At 37.6% G+C, this 18,224-nt stretch carries 19 protein-coding genes and 1 pseudogene; 11 read left to right on the forward strand and 9 right to left on the reverse strand.

All coding sequences use genetic code 11. From position 1 onward, the window contains the following. Positions 1-60: 60 nt before the first annotated feature. The 3 genes and pseudogenes from P9B04_RS25285 to P9B04_RS24400 form a co-directional block, all read left to right on the forward strand. Positions 61-120: pseudogene (locus tag P9B04_RS25285) on the forward strand (pentapeptide repeat-containing protein); the annotation flags it as partial. A 30-nt stretch (positions 121-150) separates the two neighbouring features. Then, entirely contained in the window at positions 151-1,704 is a 1,554-nt protein-coding gene (locus tag P9B04_RS24395) for a pentapeptide repeat-containing protein (RefSeq protein ID WP_342057549.1), read from the forward strand. A gap of 30 nt (positions 1,705-1,734) precedes the next feature. Next, positions 1,735-2,322: a hypothetical protein gene (locus P9B04_RS24400; protein ID WP_342057550.1), complete on the forward strand. Its 588-nt coding sequence runs from the start codon at positions 1,735-1,737 to the stop codon at positions 2,320-2,322. Positions 2,323-2,409: 87 nt separating this feature from the next. Here the strand turns inward: P9B04_RS24400 and P9B04_RS24405 are convergent, their stop codons facing one another. The 3 genes from P9B04_RS24405 to P9B04_RS24415 all read right to left on the reverse strand — a co-directional run bounded on the left by P9B04_RS24405 (position 2,410) and on the right by P9B04_RS24415 (position 4,338). Continuing rightward, the gene (locus P9B04_RS24405) at positions 2,410-2,547 is read right to left on the reverse strand and encodes a hypothetical protein (RefSeq protein WP_342057551.1); all 138 of its coding nucleotides are present in this window, start codon (positions 2,545-2,547) and stop codon (positions 2,410-2,412) included. Between the two features lie 18 nt (positions 2,548-2,565). Beyond that, entirely contained in the window at positions 2,566-3,525 is a 960-nt protein-coding gene (locus P9B04_RS24410) for a PRC-barrel domain-containing protein (RefSeq protein WP_342057552.1), read from the reverse strand. Between the two features lie 279 nt (positions 3,526-3,804). Beyond that, positions 3,805-4,338: a universal stress protein gene (locus P9B04_RS24415; RefSeq protein ID WP_342057553.1), complete on the reverse strand. Its 534-nt coding sequence runs from the start codon at positions 4,336-4,338 to the stop codon at positions 3,805-3,807. 281 nt (positions 4,339-4,619) lie between these two features. Here P9B04_RS24415 and P9B04_RS24420 point away from each other — a divergent pair, with 281 nt between their 5' ends. Further along, entirely contained in the window at positions 4,620-4,880 is a 261-nt protein-coding gene (locus tag P9B04_RS24420) for a MoaD/ThiS family protein (protein WP_342057554.1), read from the forward strand. A 39-nt stretch (positions 4,881-4,919) separates the two neighbouring features. Here the strand turns inward: P9B04_RS24420 and P9B04_RS24425 are convergent, their stop codons facing one another. Continuing rightward, a complete protein-coding gene (locus P9B04_RS24425) occupies positions 4,920-5,738 on the reverse strand; it encodes a tetratricopeptide repeat protein (RefSeq protein WP_342057555.1) in 819 nt (272 codons plus the stop codon). Positions 5,739-5,972: 234 nt separating this feature from the next. Between P9B04_RS24425 and chlP the strand changes: the two genes are divergently transcribed. Continuing rightward, complete coding sequence (chlP, locus tag P9B04_RS24430; protein ID WP_342057556.1) at positions 5,973-7,193, forward strand: geranylgeranyl reductase; 1,221 nt, start codon at positions 5,973-5,975, stop codon at positions 7,191-7,193. A 300-nt stretch (positions 7,194-7,493) separates the two neighbouring features. Here chlP and psb28 read toward each other — a convergent pair whose 3' ends face one another. Then, the gene (gene psb28 / locus P9B04_RS24435) at positions 7,494-7,829 is read right to left on the reverse strand and encodes a photosystem II reaction center protein Psb28 (protein WP_342057557.1); all 336 of its coding nucleotides are present in this window, start codon (positions 7,827-7,829) and stop codon (positions 7,494-7,496) included. 100 nt (positions 7,830-7,929) lie between these two features. On the opposite strand from psb28, the gene P9B04_RS24440 reads away from it, so the two are divergent. After that, on the forward strand, positions 7,930-9,426 hold the full coding sequence (locus P9B04_RS24440) for a helicase C-terminal domain-containing protein (RefSeq protein ID WP_342057558.1): 1,497 nt from the start codon (positions 7,930-7,932) through the stop codon (positions 9,424-9,426). A 48-nt stretch (positions 9,427-9,474) separates the two neighbouring features. Continuing rightward, on the forward strand, positions 9,475-10,848 hold the full coding sequence (locus P9B04_RS24445; protein ID WP_342057559.1) for a 2-succinylbenzoate--CoA ligase: 1,374 nt from the start codon (positions 9,475-9,477) through the stop codon (positions 10,846-10,848). A 10-nt stretch (positions 10,849-10,858) separates the two neighbouring features. On the opposite strand, the gene P9B04_RS24450 is transcribed toward P9B04_RS24445, so the two are convergent. The 3 genes from P9B04_RS24450 to P9B04_RS24460 all read right to left on the reverse strand — a co-directional run bounded on the left by P9B04_RS24450 (position 10,859) and on the right by P9B04_RS24460 (position 11,965). Beyond that, a complete protein-coding gene (locus tag P9B04_RS24450) occupies positions 10,859-11,158 on the reverse strand; it encodes a ferredoxin (RefSeq protein ID WP_342057560.1) in 300 nt (99 codons plus the stop codon). A gap of 101 nt (positions 11,159-11,259) precedes the next feature. Then, positions 11,260-11,559, reverse strand: a complete 300-nt coding sequence (locus P9B04_RS24455; RefSeq protein ID WP_342057567.1) for a ferredoxin — start codon at positions 11,557-11,559, stop codon at positions 11,260-11,262. A 106-nt stretch (positions 11,560-11,665) separates the two neighbouring features. Next, on the reverse strand, positions 11,666-11,965 hold the full coding sequence (locus P9B04_RS24460) for a ferredoxin (RefSeq protein WP_342057561.1): 300 nt from the start codon (positions 11,963-11,965) through the stop codon (positions 11,666-11,668). A 417-nt stretch (positions 11,966-12,382) separates the two neighbouring features. On the opposite strand from P9B04_RS24460, the gene P9B04_RS24465 reads away from it, so the two are divergent. The 4 genes from P9B04_RS24465 (at position 12,383) to P9B04_RS24480 (ending at position 17,184) form a co-directional block, all read left to right on the forward strand. Next, positions 12,383-13,378 carry a Gfo/Idh/MocA family protein gene (locus P9B04_RS24465; RefSeq protein WP_342057562.1) on the forward strand — a complete coding sequence of 332 codons (996 nt, stop codon included), beginning with the start codon at positions 12,383-12,385 and terminating at the stop codon, positions 13,376-13,378. A gap of 107 nt (positions 13,379-13,485) precedes the next feature. Then, positions 13,486-15,243: a S8 family peptidase gene (locus P9B04_RS24470; RefSeq protein ID WP_342057563.1), complete on the forward strand. Its 1,758-nt coding sequence runs from the start codon at positions 13,486-13,488 to the stop codon at positions 15,241-15,243. A gap of 111 nt (positions 15,244-15,354) precedes the next feature. Further along, positions 15,355-16,143 (forward strand): CsgG/HfaB family protein, encoded by a 789-nt coding sequence (locus P9B04_RS24475; RefSeq protein ID WP_342057564.1) that lies wholly within the window; start codon positions 15,355-15,357, stop codon positions 16,141-16,143. A gap of 69 nt (positions 16,144-16,212) precedes the next feature. Beyond that, positions 16,213-17,184 (forward strand): SDR family NAD(P)-dependent oxidoreductase, encoded by a 972-nt coding sequence (locus P9B04_RS24480; protein WP_342057565.1) that lies wholly within the window; start codon positions 16,213-16,215, stop codon positions 17,182-17,184. Positions 17,185-17,406: 222 nt separating this feature from the next. Here P9B04_RS24480 and P9B04_RS24485 read toward each other — a convergent pair whose 3' ends face one another. Beyond that, entirely contained in the window at positions 17,407-18,180 is a 774-nt protein-coding gene (locus P9B04_RS24485) for a tetratricopeptide repeat protein (RefSeq protein WP_342057566.1), read from the reverse strand. Positions 18,181-18,224 lie beyond the last annotated feature (44 nt).

Below are 18,224 nucleotides of genomic sequence, written 5' to 3' on the forward strand. Positions count from 1 at the left end.
TCTAGCTGAAGAAGAGAACTAACTCGGTCTCTCTTTCAAAATGAGAATTGCTGCTTATGTGGATGTGATTTTAGTGAATGCGATATCCGAGGAACTAATTTTAAAGAAGCGAATTTAACTGAAACAAAGTTTATTAAAGCGAAGGGAGGATTGACTTTAAAATCTCAAATATTGTTGCTATTAGCCGCTATGATTTTAGTTGCTTTATCTGGTTTTTTATCGGGATGGAGTGGCTATTATATTTCTTGGATTTTTGACCGTTCTAGTGTAGAATATAGGGTATCAGGTTGGTTAACCCTTGCCGCCCTCTTCATTTTCTGTTTCACATCTTATCGTAAGGGATTAGCGGCCGGAGCCGTAGCCGTAGCCGTAGCCGTAGCCGTAGCCGTAGCCGTAGCCAGAGCCGTAGCCGTAGCCGTAGCGTTAACCCTTCTTGCCTGTGTTATCTCCTATCGTACCATAAAAGGCGACCCTAGAGATGCTTGGTTGAGGGAGTTTGCCCGTGCTTTTGCTTCTTGGGGAGGGAGTAGTTTTTCTGACGCAATAGTAACGGATGCAGACTTTACCAGTGCAACCCTAAGAAATTGTGATTTAAGAGCAAAATCTTTGATCAGGACTCGTTTTCGAGGAGTTAAAAACTTGCATCTAGCAAGAGTTGGGAAAAATCTGTTATCTCAACCCAACGTCAGAGAATTATTAATTAACCCAAATATAGGCTATAACAAGAACTATTTTAAGGCAAATTTACGGGGAGCAAATCTCGATGATGCTAACCTAAAAGAAGCTAATTTAACCCAAGCAGACTTAAGGGGCGCAAGCTTTAAAAATGCTGATTTAAGGGACAGTAATCTAACAGAAGTTAACGGTATTAACACTAATTTTACCCATGCTTATTTGACTGGTGCTTGTTTGGAAGGTTGGAATATTGATCAGAGTACAATATTAGATGATATCGACTGTCAATATGTTTATTTTCTCAACAATAAGCAAGAACGTCGTCCTAGTAGTGGGGACTTTGAACCAGGAGAATTTAGTAAATTATTTAAACAAGTTTTAGATAGTGTTGTTTTAATCTTCAAAAATGGGATTAACTGGAAAGCGTTTGCCTCTGCGTTTAAAGAAGTGCAAGTTAAACATCAAGAAACCCCTTTAGAAATCGAAACCATTGAAAATAAAGGCGAGGGAATGGTTGTCATTAAAGTTAAAGTTTCTCCTGATGCAAACAAAGCAAAAATACATCAAGATTTTATCCAAGATTATCAATTCAATCTGAGACAAATAGAAGAATCTTATCAAAAACAATTAGACAGGAAAGATAAAATAATTGATATTCAAAATCAAGAATCTGATAGCTTAAATAATTTAGTTGATAGTTTAGCCAATCTTCCCGATCAATCTCAACCCATCAAAACTATTCAATTATCATCTGATGGACAAGGAATTGAAACAATAGAAGAAGATGTAAGCGTTGCACAAAATCAAGTTCCCAGTCAAATGATTCGGGAATTGCAAAAAGAATATAAAAAGACTAAAAAATTAATAGAAGAAAAATACGAGGCGATTCTAGAATCTAAAGAAGAAATAATTCAATCAAAACAAATGCAAATTGAAGATAAACAAAAAGAATTAGTATTTTTACAGAAAAAATTACTTTCCCTTGAAAAATTAGTTGATCTTAGTTTAGGGAATAGTAACAATGAGTAAAAAACTAAATAATTAGCTTGTTGATAAATTATGGAAAATAATGAATCATTAAACAGTGAAATACAACAAGCTTATTTTCAAGGTTATCGTCAAGGTTATCAAGATGGAGTTGAAGAAGGTAATAATACTGAGCAAAAACTAATTGAGTCTAAAAACGAAACAATTGACGATTTAAGAGAAAGAGTTAATGATCTCAAAGAAGAAATTAGTTATTTAAGAACATTGGCAAATACTCAAGATAAATTGATACAATACAATCAATATAATGTTCAATCTCCAGGGGTAAGTATGTCTAATCAACAAGGTGATAATTATGATTTTAAAGGTGCTAGTTTTGGGGGAGGTTTTGCAGGGAGAGATTACACAGGGGATGTTAATAATTATTCATCATCAGACTTAGATGAAACTGTTAATAAAATCAATCAATTAATTGACCAAATTTCCCAAACTAACCCCAATAATAATACTAGCGATCGCCTGAAAATTGCTAGTATTGTCATAGAAGAAATAGAAAATAATCGAACTTGGAAACAAAAAGCTATACAAGCTTGTCAACAAGGTTTATTAGAAGCGATTAAAGGTAATCCTATCGGTGCATTTGTTGCTGGTGCGATCTAAGGATGGAAGGAACAGTGAACAGTTATCAGTTATCAGTGAACAGTGAACAGTGAACAATTAAAATCAAAAAATGCGTAAACAAATGATTCAATATACATCATCTTTGTCTGGTAATTCTTCGGCAAAAGGTAAACAATGACGATGATTATAGTTTAATAGCATTTTACTAATTTCTTTGACATCAAAATACTGAATCAAACTCTTAAAAAAGGTGGGTATTCCCACCTTTTACATTAACCAGTTTTAAGCTTCTTCCTCATAATATTCGGGTTGCTTTTGTTTTTGAGGAATATTTACAGGACGAGGGTTATAGGGTTCTGGTTCAACATCATCATCCCAAATATCCCCTTGAACTTCATCATATTCGTACTCTTTTTCTCGTAGAGGAGGTTCATAGGATACAGGTTCTTCCCGTCGGGTTTCTCCCCAATTATCCTCTTCGTAATCATCCTCGTATTCTTCATAACGAATGGACTCCTCCCGTCTTCTAGGGGGAGGTGGAGTAATAGGTTGTTCCCAGGTATCTTCATCCCACCGTTCCTCCACAACCTGTTGTTTTGCTTGTATAGGAGTTTTGATGGGAACACCAGTACCCAACTGATTTTCAGGTTTGGCCGTTGGGGGAGAATAAAGATAGTCTTCGTCTTCCTTATCCCAAGGAGGTGTCCCAATTCCTAACCGTTCCAAAACACCCACAGTTAACTGGTTTAAGCGTTCCTCGGCCCCTTCAAAGACGATTAAACGGTTGGGACCACTGCTAACCACTTCCTCCATAGATATTTCGTAGGTACTAAGAACCTGATCAGGAATCTGAGGATAACCCAAAGAAGCTATAATAATCGATAGCACTTGACCCGTTTCTAAATCGAACTGAAAGTCTCTGACACGGCCTAGGGGTTCACCTGCTTCTGTGATCACCTCTGAGTTGATGACAGGGGAGTAAATATCGATGTCAACAGTTTCGATCACATCTTCATTATCTACTAAAATAACATCACCGATTTGCCGAATACTGGTAATGTACATATACTGAGGCATACCAGACAAAGAAAGCATATTGTCCCGTAGTCCCAAAGCAACGACTTCTCGTTGATCGATGTCTACTAAAATTTCCTTAACAACCCCTAGCTTTTTACCCCCTTCACGGGTGATTACTTGCGTATTAATAAATTCGTTGCGTAGTCGGATTTTATCTGTGGTCATTGTGTCTTTGGTTAGATTTTGACAGTCTAGCAATAGAAAAATTAAATAACAGGCGGTTTGGTTCGATGATTAAGATTAACTTACAATCATAGCTTAATCTTAGTCATTATTACTTTTAGTCATTAATTTTACAGAGTTTAATCATACTAAAGTGTTCATAGGAGTTGATCTTAGACCCTCGATGTTTGCTATAACTCCTATGTTCCATTCTAACCAATCCATTGACATTTGCCGAAATCAGTTACCAGTTATCAGTTACCAGTTACCAGTTATCAATGATCACTGTACCACCAAAATAGAACAGGGTGCATGATGAATAACGTAGTTACTGACACTACCTAGTAGTAATTCTGATAGTCTATTATGACCCCGACGACCTACTACAATTAAATCAGCTTTCCACTGTTTGCTTTTGGCACATATTTGTTCTCCTGGTTGTCCATAAATGTATTCCGAAGTTGCTTTAACTCCTTGATCGATCGCTAATTGTGTTAGTCGTTTTAGCCAAATTTGTAGTTTTTCTATGCTTTCTTGGATTAATTTTTCTTCTAACTCTACCATTTCTTGGGTATAAATTCCCCCATATAGTGTTACTTCTGAATAGATAGGGAAATTCAGGGTTCTATTAAGGTTTTCCTGAATAACCGTTAGAATCGTTAGCTGACTACCTTGGACTTTTGCGAGGGATAATGCAGTTTCAAAAACCTTTTGGCTACTATCTTCTTCTCCTATCCCAACTAAGATTCTCTTATATTTAGAAATAGTTGTTTTCTTTTCTAAGGATGGTACATTAAGGACTTCTCTACTTTCCATTTGCTTTATCATATTCCCTCCTTGTTATCGTTTATTTTTTATATTTCTAGCTTGACATATCTTTTTACGGATGTATCATTTTTGATAGAAAAGTTAATACACAAGGGATAAAACAATATAGCAATCAGGAATAATTGATGAGATATCTTTTTTGCTAGTTATCAGTTATCAGTTACCAATGTTCACTGTTTACTGCTCCCTAATACCTCAGACTTAAATTGTTACAACTGACCACTGATTGCTATAAGAAAATAACAATCAAAAACCCAATCTTAATCATTATGTCTCAATCTCTGATCACCGTTACAATTAAACTATTTGCCATTTATCAAGAAGTTTATGGAGTTCCTGAACTAATACGAAAATTTCCTCTAGAAACAACCGTAAGTGATGTTTTATCTATCATCATTCAGGAACATCCTCAATTGAAAAAATGGCAAAGCGTCACCCGTTTTTCTATTAATTATCAATTTGTAGAAGCTGACGCAAAATTAGAAGATGGGGATGAATTAGTTTTTATTCCTCCTGTTAGTGGAGGTTAAGAAGAAGATGAAACTTAAACTAAAAAAATCAACTCCAAATTAGTAAAGAGTCATGGTTAATTCCTGTTGATATTTTTTGGTTAATGGATGAGCATTACCCAAAATTTTGAAAATAGACACCATTGCTTTTCTTGCACCATCATCGTTATATTCTCTGTTGTGTTCCACCATATTTAAAAAGATTTTTAATGCGTCTTCGTAGTCCTCATTTAATGTATATTTAGCTCCTTGGAAAAATTGCTGATCTAGTTCGTTTTCCCCTTCTACAGTAGCCATCTGTTTAAATTTAATTAAGCTTTGCATTTTCTGGGCTTTAGCATAATAATCTTTTTGACTAGGATCAATAGTGGATAACATTTTTTCTGCATCTTCCAAACGATTGAGACGTATTAAAAAATTAACCGTTTCTAGAATCAGTTGAGGATGTTCCGGGTATTTGGCAAATAACTCATCTAATAATTGTTTAGCTGCTGGCACATTCTTAGCTGCCATCGCTTGGTGCATGGCTTCAAGTTTTTGGTCCAACTCAGAAGTTAAATTAAATTGTTTGAGTAATTCCTTAATATCTTCTTCTGGTAAAACCCCAACAAACCCTTCATGAATATTACCTTGAAAGGCAATTTTAACATCCGGAACTCCCTCTACAGAAAACTGCTGAGCCAAATTAGGATGAGCATCGATATCGATAGTTGCTAAAATAAAATCGTATTCTTGTAGTAGTTTTTCTAGAATCGGTTTTAATAGTTTACACGGACCGCACCAAGTAGCAGAAAAATCTATTACCACCGGTTTTTTATAAGAATTTTCAATAACTTCTTGCTGAAAATTACTGGGATCAACAACAACAGCGTAACCCATACTTTTAACTCCCTACTATAAACCCTTACACCATGAAATTTTAACTAGCAATTATCTCTCCTTCCCTATTACTTATTGTTTTCTTCAACAATATGCTCAATTGTAAAGCGATGTAACGAGAATTGTTACACTGTGTTGCAAAAATGACTAATTTTCACAAATCGACACCATAAGGGGAAACGTCCATGATACGATTCGACTCGTAATCCCTTACTAGAAATTAGGAGAATAGCCTTGGTTTTACGGGTAGCTGTTGTCGGTTCAGGGCCGGCCGGATCTTCCGCCGCCGAAACATTAGCAAAAGCTGGCATAGAAACATATTTATTTGAGAGAAAATTAGATAACGCTAAACCCTGTGGAGGTGCTATTCCCCTCTGTATGGTAAGCGAATTTGATTTACCCCCCGAAATTATAGATCGCAGGGTGCGGAAGATGAAAATGATCTCCCCATCCAACGTAGAAGTAGACATTAACCTCGATCGCGAAGACGAATACATCGGAATGTGTCGTCGGGAAGTGCTGGACGGGTTTATGCGAGATCGGGCGGCTAGCTTAGGAGCAAACCTAATCAATGGAACAGTTTATCAGTTAGATATTCCTAAAACAAGCAACGGTGCTTATACTATCCACTACGCAGATCATTCCAGTGGGAACCCCCAAGGAGACAAAAAAAGCCTTCAGGTAGATGTAGTTATTGGTGCTGATGGGGCAAACTCTCGGGTTGCCAAAGCCATCGATGCAGGGGACTATAACTATGCGATCGCTTATCAAGAGCGTATCCGTTTACCTCAAGATAAAATGGCTTACTACGAAGATCTTGCAGAGATGTACGTTGGGAAAGACGTTTCCCCCGACTTCTACGCCTGGGTATTCCCCAAATACGACCATGTGGCCGTTGGAACGGGAACCATGAAAGTTAACAAAAACCAGATCAAACACCTACAAGCTGGAATACGCACCCGTGCAGCTCGCCGGCTCGAAGGTGGTGAAATCATCAAAGTAGAAGCCCATCCTATCCCAGAACATCCCCGTCCCCGTCGTGTAGTAGGTCGTGTAGCCTTAGTAGGAGACGCAGCAGGAACCGTTACCAAGTCTTCAGGGGAAGGGATATACTTCGCCGCCAAATCAGCCCGTATGTGTGCTGAAACCATCGTAGAAATGAGCAACGCCGGTCAGCGCATTCCCACCGAAGATGATCTAAAAGTCTATCTCAAGCGTTGGGATAAGCAATACGGTATGACTTACCTGGTGTTAGATATTCTACAACGGGTGTTTTATCGTACCGATGCTACTCGCGAGGCGTTTGTAGAAATGTGTGCAGACAAAGATGTACAACGAATGACCTTTGATAGTTATCTCTACAAAACCGTTGTACCGGCTAACCCCTTAGTACAAATGAAAATTACTGCCAAAACCGTCGGTAGTTTACTAAGAGGCAACGCTTTAGCCCCCTAGTTTTTCCTCTGAGATAAGTCAAGTGTAAGGGTGAGTTAAACTCACCCATTTTTTTTGCAGTAAACATATCGTACTAACCTGAGTTCTAGATAAAAAGTAGACAGGGGAAGAAAGGGAAGAAATAAGGGAGTAGAGTTTAGATTTATAGAGATTTTTAATATGCTTAAACCTTTATTTGCTCTAAAATAGTTCAAACTAATCTCCCTTTCTCCCTGCTCCCTGCTCCCCAGCAGCCCAAGCAAGTAAGTTTTCGATCTACTGATACTCAACCCATCCTGACTCCTGACTTAACGAACGAGATTAAGCTTTAGAGAAACCTAAGCCGTTTTCTTCTCCATAACGCTCCATGAACCGTATAAAGCGGTCCCATTCGTCTTTTGAGTTCATAATTAAGATAGCTTCAACCGAAGTTGGTTTTCCGTTGATGAATTTTCCTTTGACCTCACGGGTAACAATTTCCCCTTCTTCGTCTATCAAATACATCCCTGTAATATCTTCGGTACTTTCAGCATCGAGGATCTTAGGAGAGTCGAAGCGAAAGGTTGCGGTTCCACTATTACCGCTTTTAGCGCGTGTGACGAGTACTTGAGGTACAACGGTTTCTGAAACACCACGAGAAAATTGAATTTGAGCCATGCTTGTTATCCTTGAATTAAATTTACATAATCATCAATTTATCATTTCATCAACTCCCAAGGATAGTTAAATCTTATCTATTCTTCCTCAGTTAGTGCCTATGAGTCTCTTAGAAGCAGAAGTTCACATCTCGTTACGAGAATTTTTACGACATCAAAAACAACCTTTATGGGATCACCATTTAACTATGGCCCGTTTGGTGTCTCGTGCTTTACGGTTGGATCGATCAGCTTTGATTCAAACAGGAAGCACTTTCTCTCGTTATGGGTTAAGTTATTTAATGCCTTGTTTGTTGAGCGATCGCCCAATTTTATTGGTGGTTCCTTTAGACATTCAACAACAGTTAATTGAACAAGATATTCCCTATCTTCAGGGATGGTTAAACACCAATAAAGCGATCGCTAATCAAGAACAAGAGGTTGATTTTACAACTTTTAAGGGATTATTGATCGTTTCTCCTGATGTCTGGTTAGGCGATCTTTTGGGTCATCGAAAGCAAATTCCTAACGATATTTTAACCTTGATTGATCAGGCTGATTATTTAGAAGAATGGACAAAAGATTATTTAACAACGAACATTTTTCCTGATGATTGGTCACAATTACAACACCGGTATCCTGCTTATGGTAATCTCATTCAAGAAGTTAAATTATTTCTAGAAAAATCAATTTTTAGTCATCCCCAAAATCCTTATCGCTGTTGTTTACTGGACAAGGAAGAAAAAGAAAGTTTATCTCACCTGTGTTATATTCTCCATAGCGATCCTTTACTAGAAAAATTTGCCCAGTCCTTTGATAATAAATCTCAACTTTTATGGGCCTCTATTAATCAGGAAAAGCAAAGTTTTTCCATCCATTCAACTCCTTTGGATGTTTCTTCTGTTTTAGCTCCCCATTTAGAAGATTCTACTCTTGTTTTCATGGGAGGATTTCTGGACAGTCAAAAAATGGCTCCTATTTATCGGCAAACTATTGGTTTGAGTGAAGATATTTTATGCTTAAAATTCTTTCCCCATCGTCAAAATGAATTGATTAACTTATATATTCGGGATCGTTTGCCGATGCCAAATACTCCAGAATTTTATCGAGTATTGATTGAAGAAGTTAAACAGCTTGTTTTTAGCTGTTATGAGAAGTTAAATCCCATTACTATTATTGTTGATGATGTCCCTGCAAAAGCCCAAGTTGCTACTTTTTTAGCGGCAGAATTTGGCTCACAAGTTAAAGTAGAAAGCACACAAATTGATGATAAAAGTATTTTAATTAGCGGCTGGAAATTTTGGCATCAAAATCAAGGTAAACTACCTAATCCCCAGTTATTAATTATTGCGACTTTACCCATTCCTTCCCTAGAAAATCCCTTGGTTGCAGCTCAAGTTAATTACTGCAAAAAACAACGTAAAGATTGGTTTCGATTTTATCTTTTACCGACGGCTTTGACGGAACTACAAAGAGCAGTAATGCCTTTGAGAGAGTCGCAGGGAATTATGGCATTACTGGATAACAGAGTGAATTATCGGAGTTATGGAAGTTCAATTTTAACTGCGTTAGAACCCTATGCTAAAATAGATTATATCGACATTAATTTTTTACCATAAAAAACAAATATTTACTAATACTTTTTATCTATTAAATTGGGATAAAAAATGAATAATATTTTAGACATTATTAAAGCTAGACTAAATGAAGAATGGATAATTGGTTATGATTCTGAACAATTTTATCAGTTGACACAAAACTATGTGGAACAATTTACACAATTAAAAAAGAATATCAATAATCCTAAAATTGTATTAGTCGAGACAAACTGTCTAGATTTCTTAGCTAGTTTTTTAGCTAGTGTTGTCACCGAGTGCCATGTTTTTTTGTGCGATGGAAAATGGCAAGAAAAAGAATGGGAAGAAGTATTAAAGTTAATTAAACCTCATTTAATAATAGGATTAAATATTGATTATGCTGTTAAAAATTATCAGTGCAATTTACAATTACCTGATAAAAATTTAATCATGATCCCCACAGGAGGAACATCAGGAAATATTCGCTTTGCGATTCACACCTGGGAAACTTTAATAGCATCGGTTCAAGGGTTTACTAAATTTTTTGAAGTTCAACAAATTAACTCTTTTTGTATACTTCCCTTACATCATGTAAGTGGTTTGATGCAATTTATCCGCTCTTTTTCCACCCAAGGTAAAATCATTATTTATCCTTATCATAGTCTGAAAGAAAATAGATTGCCCTCGTTAAGCTTCACCGATTTTTTCATTTCCTTGGTTCCTACCCAACTGCAAACTATACTAACTTTAAATCCCAATTTTTTGAGCCAATTTAAAACAATTTTATTGGGAGGCGCACCTGCTTGGGATAGTTTATTGAAAACTGCTAAAAATTACAATCTTAATCTTTCTCCTACTTACGGAATGACAGAAACAGCTTCGCAAATTGTTACTTTAAAACCTGATGATTTTTTGCTAAAATATAATAGTGTCGGCAATGTATTACCCCATGCTCAAGTTATTTTAGCTCAAAAAAAAGTAGTTAAAATTAAGGCAAAATCCCTCTATTTTGGTTATTACCCCAATTACGAAATCAAGCAATCATTAATAACTGATGATTTGGGTTATTTTGATCAAGAAAACTACTTGTATATTCTAGGGAGAAACAGTCAAAAAATTATTACGGGAGGAGAGAATGTTTTTCCGAAAGAAATTGAAAATATTATTTTAGAAACTAATCTAGTTCAAGATATAGCTATTATTGGAGTAGCTGACAAAAAATGGGGAGAAGCAGTAACAGCTATATACGTTGCCAAAAATGAAAAAATTGACATCAATATTATCAAAGATGCAATTAAGAACAAATTAAGTCCCGTCAAACAACCGAAAGATTGGATTGCAGTTGATCAATTACCAAGGAATCAACAAGGTAAGTTAAATTATAAAATATTACAAAAAATAATACTTAGTGTAACGAAAAAACAGGAGCTAAAACTTGTTTTAGCTCCTGGTACAATTAGTTAAATAGCTTAATTTAATATAGTGCTTCTTCTTGGTTAGTCTCGATAGTGCAATCAGAAGTAGGATAAGCAACACAAGTCAAAACAAACCCTGCAGCTATTTGCTTATCGTCTAAAAAAGATTGATCTCCTTGGTCGACAGTACCAGAAGTAATTTTACCAGCACAGGCAGAACAAGCACCAGCACGACAGGAGTAGGGTAAATCAATTCCTTCCTCTTCTACTACATCGAGTATGTATTCATCTTCAGGAACTTCAACAGTTATGTTGATTCCTTCTATTTCGTTAATTAAAGTAACTTGATGCTTTACCATAATTGTATACTCTTGTTCAATAAGATAAGTTTTTTATTTGAATAAGAAGCATTTTGAAAAATGACTACCCATATTGTGCTGATGCTGTTTAATAAAAAAGTTTAGTACAGTGCTTCTTCTCTGTGAGTCTCGATGGTGCAATCAGAAGTAGGATAAGCAACGCAAGTTAAAACAAATCCTGCCTCTATTTGATCGTCATCTAAGAAAGACTGATCACCTTGATCGATGCTACCAGAGATAACTTTACCAGCACAGGTAGAACAAGCACCAGCACGACAGGAGTAAGGTAAATCAAAACCCTGTTCTTCTGCTACATCAAGGATGTACTCATCTTCGGGTACTTCAATGGTAGTATTAATTCCTTCTGCTTCGTTTACTAATGTAACTTTGTAGGTTGCCATAGTTGTTTCTCTTTCCCAATGAGTAAAATAGGTTAGTGTACTAGAATTCGGATTGACTTTCGGCACAGTCATTAATACCGTGCCGAAAATTTCTGGTCGAAAAAACCTAGTACAGTGCTTCCTCTTTATGAGTCTCAATGGTGCAGTCAGAAGTAGGAGAAGCAACACAAGTTAAGACAAATCCTGCGTCCACCTGTTCGTCATCTAAGAAGGATTGATCCCCTTGATCTACGGTACCAGAAGTGATTTTACCGGCGCAGCTAGAACAAGCACCAGCACGACAAGAATAAGGTAAGTCAAGACCTTGCTCTTCTGCTACGTCAAGAATGTAGTCGCCTTCGGGTACCTCAAGGGTAGCGTTGATTCCTTCTGCTTCGTTTATTAGGGTAACTTTGTAAGTTGCCATATTTAAAGTGTCCTCTTAATCAAGTGATCGGATGGTAGTGTTCGTTCGTGAAGCTTATAAATAAGCCTCAATAATAAGCTCTACTCTGATGTTAAGGGAAAAACAACTACATAGGATCAGGCATTAGTAATGAAATTCTTAAAGAAATATAAAATAAGTTTTACTTATGTATTAAAATCGCAGAGAAGTGAAGGATTTTTAACAATTGCATAGTCTATAACCTATGATTGTTCGTGCTTAACGGCGAATTTAGCGATCACTTTTTTACTGTATAGCTCCCTACTTATTAGCATTAGTTATATTTATCATAGTGATTGATGACTTAAGTGGATATCTCAGCGATCGCAGATTCAATCTCTCCGTCTTCCCACAGAAATGGGATAATCTCATTAAATATATTTACGGGGTAAAATAAAGATGTCACTGGGTTCTCAGTTTTCTCGTCCCATTCGAGTTGGTATAGTGGGTACAGGATATGCAGCAAAACGAAGGGCTGAAACTTTTTTAGAAGATGAGCGATCGCAGCTTTGTTGTGTAACGGGACATACTGCAAAAAATGTAGCTGATTTTTGCCAAACTTATAATATTTCAGCTTATGACAATTGGGAAGAATTAGTTAAAGATGAAAGTTTAGAATTAGTAGTAATTTGTAATGCTAATCAGTTACACGGAGCAATAACCAAAGCTGCTTTAGAAAATGATAAAAACGTCATCATCGAATACCCCTTATCTTTGGACTATCAAGAAGCAGTAGAACTATTACAACTATCCAAAAATAAAAATAAACTATTACACATCGAACATATCGAAATTTTGGGATCAATGCACAGAGCAATACAAAAAAATCTACCCAACATTGGTCAGGTTTTCTATGGTCGTTATGTAACTATTGACAGCAAAAATCCTGCCCCTCTGAGATGGACATTTAACCATCAACTGTTTGGGTTTCCCTTTAAAGCAGCTTTGCCGAGGATTCACCGCTTTACACATTTATTTGGAGAAGTTAAAAGTATAAATTGCCATCAAAAGTATTGGAATAGAGAAGAAGAAGATTATTATCATGGCTGTTTATGTAATGCACAATTATTGTTTCAACAAGATTTAACTGTAGACTTAATTTATGGAAAAGGGGATATATATGTTGAAAGTGATCGCACCTTTGAATTACACGGAAAAAAAGGGAAAATAATCTTTGAAGGAGTGGAAGCAAAATTAATAACAGCAACAGAAACCTGCCCCATTGAGTTAGAAAGTCGTCGTGGATCATTTGCATTAGATACGAAGATAGTTTTAGATCATTTATTCGAGAAAAAACCTTTGTATATTAATCCAGAATCGAGTATTTATTCGCTAAAAATTGGGGAAGCCGCTTATCAATCTGCTATTTCAGGAAAAAGTATTCAGATAGATTGATTAAGGAATTTTTACCCATCTTCTGGATCTCCGCATAATCACTGACTTTGTAAGTGAATTACGCTATCCTTGAAAACATCAGGCCCAAAAGAGAGAAGGTCATAGCCATGAAAAAACTTTTATTCCTCATCTTATTTATAGTGGGTTTATGGGTTGCCCTGGCAAATTTTAAAGGATTAGCAACCCAAGGCAACTATGAATCGATTATTGTTAATTTTCGGGAAGATGTTTCAACTACCACCCTCAGCGAACAAATAGAGGCGATCGCTTCTGAGTATGATAAGTCCATCAGTCTCAATAGCGTCTATGCGATCGACGAACATATTTATACCCTAACAGGAGATAAGGAACTACTAAGCAACCTGAAAAAGTCTCCTTTGAAGCAGTACGTAGACTATATTGAACCCAACTACATTTATAGTGTATTAGAAGCCCCCAACGACCCCGACTATAGTAAACAGTGGAATCTCCACAATATCCACGTAGAAAGGGCTTGGGAAGAAACCAAAGGGGAAGGAATAACCGTTGCTGTCATCGATACAGGAGTCAGTCGGGTTCCGGACTTACGGCAAACCGAGTTTGTTCCAGGTTATGATTTTGTTAACGATCGCAACGATGCAACAGACGATAACGGTCATGGAACTCACGTTGCCGGCACTATTGCCCAGTCTACTAATAATAACTATGGCGTAGCTGGCATTGCTTACCAAGCCAAAATTATGCCCTTAAAAGTCCTCGCTGCCCAAGGTGGGGGAAGTGTCTCCGATATTGCCGACGCTATTCGCTTTGCTGCGGATAATGGTGCCGACATTATCAACATGAGTTTAGGGGGTGGTGGAGAAAGTCAAGTGATGAAAGATGCCATCGACTACGCTTATGATAAAGGGGTGGTAATCATTGCCGCTGCTGGTAACAGTAATCAAAACGCCGCCTCTTATCCAGCTAGATACCCCAAAGTAATTAGTGTTTCTGCCCTCGATGCAACGGGTAAAAAAGCACCATACTCCAATTATGGCGCAGGGGTTGACATTTCTGCCCCAGGTGGTGGCGAAAGCGGTAAAATTCTCCAAGAAACTATCGATCCTAATACCGGGGAACCAGTATTGGCTGAACTTCAGGGAACCAGCATGGCAGCACCTCATGTAGCCGGAGTAGCAGCGTTGGTTAAAGCAACCGGTATCGAAGAACCGAAGGAAGTATTAGCGGTATTAACCCAGTCTTCTCGCAAAGTTGAAGACGATAGCTTTAACTATTATGGATCAGGTCAATTAGACGCAGGAGAAGCGGTAAAACTTGCCCTCAAGGGTAAAATTACTTTCCGTGACTTCTTTACTTGGTTAAGGGATAGTGGCTATTTAAACCCTCGTTTTTGGATCGATGGTGGGGTAGTTGCATTGTTACCAAAACTGTTGATGGTTTTGGGATCTTATTTACTAGCTTTCTTGTTACGGAACTATTTTCCTTTCTCGTTCACCAGTCCGTTTAACTGGGGGATGGTGTTAGGAAGTTCTGGTTTATTCTTCCTACAAGGAATCTATATTTTTGACCTTCCTCAATGGCCGTTCCGTGTCATGGGCAGTTCCATTCCAGAATTAGCTAATTCCATCGAAGGGACAAGTTTATTAAATCCCTTTTTAGCCAGTGTTTTCCTACCCTTTGTCTTAGTGGCTATTTTATTGGGTCATAAGAGCTGGAAATGGTTTGCTATTGGCACTAGCTTAGGGGTAGCTGGTTGTTTAGCGGTTCATGCTGTCATGTCCCCTGCAGTTTGGGCAATGCCTTCTATGGAGGTTTCCCGAGTATTTTTAGGGGCGAATGCTTTCTTCTGTGTTGGCTTAGCTTGTTTAGCTAGTAAGAAATCTTAGGGATCGGAGTTGGGAATCTTGATATTTCCCAACTCCTAACTCACGTTACCTTGTCTCCAAAAGTTGGATGTGATAACATAGCCACCGAAATTATTATGGATGAGATGTTTTATGAAAATTTCTTATTTTTTGAATCCCTTGGGACGCGGTATGGCGGTTGTTTTATCTGCTTTAACCTTGAGCGTTTCTGGTGGGGGTTTAACCGCTTTAGCACAGGAAAAACTGACTATTTCTGTGCCAGAGTTCAAAAACGAGACAAGTTGGTGGTGGTGGCAACGGGGAACCTCTCGGGAACTAGCGGATGCGTTGAGCAATGAGTTAAGCTCAACCGGGAACTTTACAGTGGTTGAACGACAAAAACTGGATCAAGTTCTCTCCGAACAAGAATTGGTTGAATTGGGTTTAGTTCGTCCCGAAACTGCCCCCGAAAGCGGTAATTTAACTGGGGCTAAGTATATCATTCTCGGTCGAGTCAGTTCCTACGAAGAAGGGGTTTCCCGTGAATCTAGCGGTGGCAGAGTTGGCGGCTTTAATATTGGCCCGATTAATTTGGGCAGCACCAGTAACCGTAGTACAAAACAAGAGGCTTACGTTGCGATCGATTTACGGGTTGTTGACACTACCACCGCCGAAGTTGTTTATTCTCGTACCGTTGAAGGACGAGCAATAGGGGAATCACAAAGTGTTTCTAGTGGCTTTAGTATCCTTGGCCTGGGTATGAGTGGCGACCAACAAACCAGCAATAAGCCACCTGTGAGTAAGGCACTTCGGGCTACTCTCATAGAAATTACCGATTATTTGAACTGTGTGATGGTGGTGCAAGGCAGTTGTTTGGCGGAGTTTGAAGCCAAAGAAGAACGCCGTCGTGATAACACACGAGGGGTTCTAGAACTTGATTAGTTTCAAGATTTTTAATTTAGTTTTTATGGGGGTTTAATAATATTAAACCCCTAAATATTTAGCAAAAAAATGACAAATTTAAAGGGAAAAGTTGCTTTAGTCACCGGTGCAACTAGAGGTATTGGCAAGGGTATCGCTATCGGTTTAGGAGAAGCAGGGGCGACGGTTTATATTACGGGACGGACTTTAACGTCTAGTGATAACCTTCCGGGAACTTTATTGGAAACCCAAAACGCTGTTAATGAAGCAGGTGGAAACTGTATTGCGGTTCAAGTTGATCATAGTGAGGATGAACAAGTTCGGTTACTATTTGAACGCATTAAAAATGAACAAAATGGACAATTAGATATTTTAGTTAATAACGTATTTTCCGGGGTAAAAGCTATTAGCAATGCTTATGGGGAACCCTTTTGGAAACATGACCCCGATTTGTGGGATGCTATTAATAATGTGGGGCTTCGTAGCCATTATATTGCTAGTATTTTTGCCACCCGTTTGATGAGTGAACGTAAACAAGGACTTATTTGCACTATTTCTTCTTGGGGTGGGTTATCTTATATTTTTGGGGCAGCTTATGGCGCAGGAAAAGCCGCTTGCGATCGCTTGGCTGCAGATATGGCTGTAGAATTAAAGGATAATAATATTACTTCTCTTTCTTTATGGCCAGGTATTGTGGGAACTGAACAAATGTTGGCCTTTTCTCAACGTATGAATGAGCAAGATAAAGGTAAGCCAGAAAACTCTACTTTTGGGGATTATTATAATTGGGAAAACCCTCTATTTACAGGGCGAGTTATTGCGGCTTTGGCTGCTGATGATAATATCATAAAATCAACAGGAAAGGTACAGATTGTTGCTGAATTAGCCAGACGTTATGACGTTGTAGATGAAAAAGATAATCGCCCTGTTTCTTTACGTTCCCTACGCTTTATTTTACCTTCTGCCATTCCTATTTTAAGACAATACTCTTCTTTAATTCCAGATGTTTACATCCCTTGGTTTATTTTACAATTAACTATCTTTAAATCTCCTAAAATTTAGTTAATGTGCTAGGGTTTCTCATTATGACTACCATTTCGGTAGCATGATTTTGGGCATCTCAGTCTTACTCTATCAAAATTATTTTAGAGCAGGGTTAGGGTAGCCTTATTCTTATCCAAAGTGTCAGAAATTAGTTCTTAAAAACGACATCTTCATGGGAAACATAGCGATCGCTGACAGCATACAATCCTTGAAAGTCCCCTTTTTATGACAGAATCGCTTCTATAATCGTTGCAACATTTGACGAGTTTTTTGATAGCCAGCCTGATTACCCTGGGTTTTAAAAAGTTGGGCAGCTTCTTGAAAATCGGCTTTTGCTTTTTCCAAATCTCTTTTTACCATATAACCAACGCCTCGGTTAAAATAAGCCCAAGCAAATTTAGAATCAACTCCTATAGCTTTTGTATAGTCAGCAATGGCTAGGTCATGTTTTTGTTGTCTCGAATACACTATCCCTCGATTATAATAAGCAAATCCGTAGTCAGGGTTCAATTGAATGGCTTTGTTAAAATCACTGATAGCTAAACTCCATTTTTTTTGTCGAGCATAAAGATTACCCCGATTATAATAAACAATAGGATCGTTAGGCTGAAGTTGAATCGTTTTACTATAATCATTAAGAGCTAATTGCCATTCTCCTAACTCGCTGTAAGTTAATCCTCGATTACCGTAAGCTTTCCCATAATTAGGATTAATTTCAATGGCTTTTGTAAAATCAGCAATAGCTAGTTGAGGCTGTCGTTGCTTATTATGAATGATGCCACGATTATAGTAAGCTTCAGGCAGTTTGGGTTGATATTGAATTGCTTTTGTGTAGTCAGCCATAGCCAAATCTAGTTGCCCCTGGTTTTCATAGATCATGGCTCGATTATTGTATGCAATCCCATTATCTGAATCTATACTAATCAGTTTATTATAATCAGCTAATGCCAATGAGAACTTTTTTTGTTTTTGATAAACTATACCTCTATTTTGGTAGGCTGACGTATAACTCACATCTTGCACCTGACGAGACAAAGTTCCAAACCATGTTCATAAAA

Source organism: Crocosphaera sp. Alani8 (assembly GCF_038442745.1).
GTDB lineage: Bacteria > Cyanobacteriota > Cyanobacteriia > Cyanobacteriales > Microcystaceae > Crocosphaera.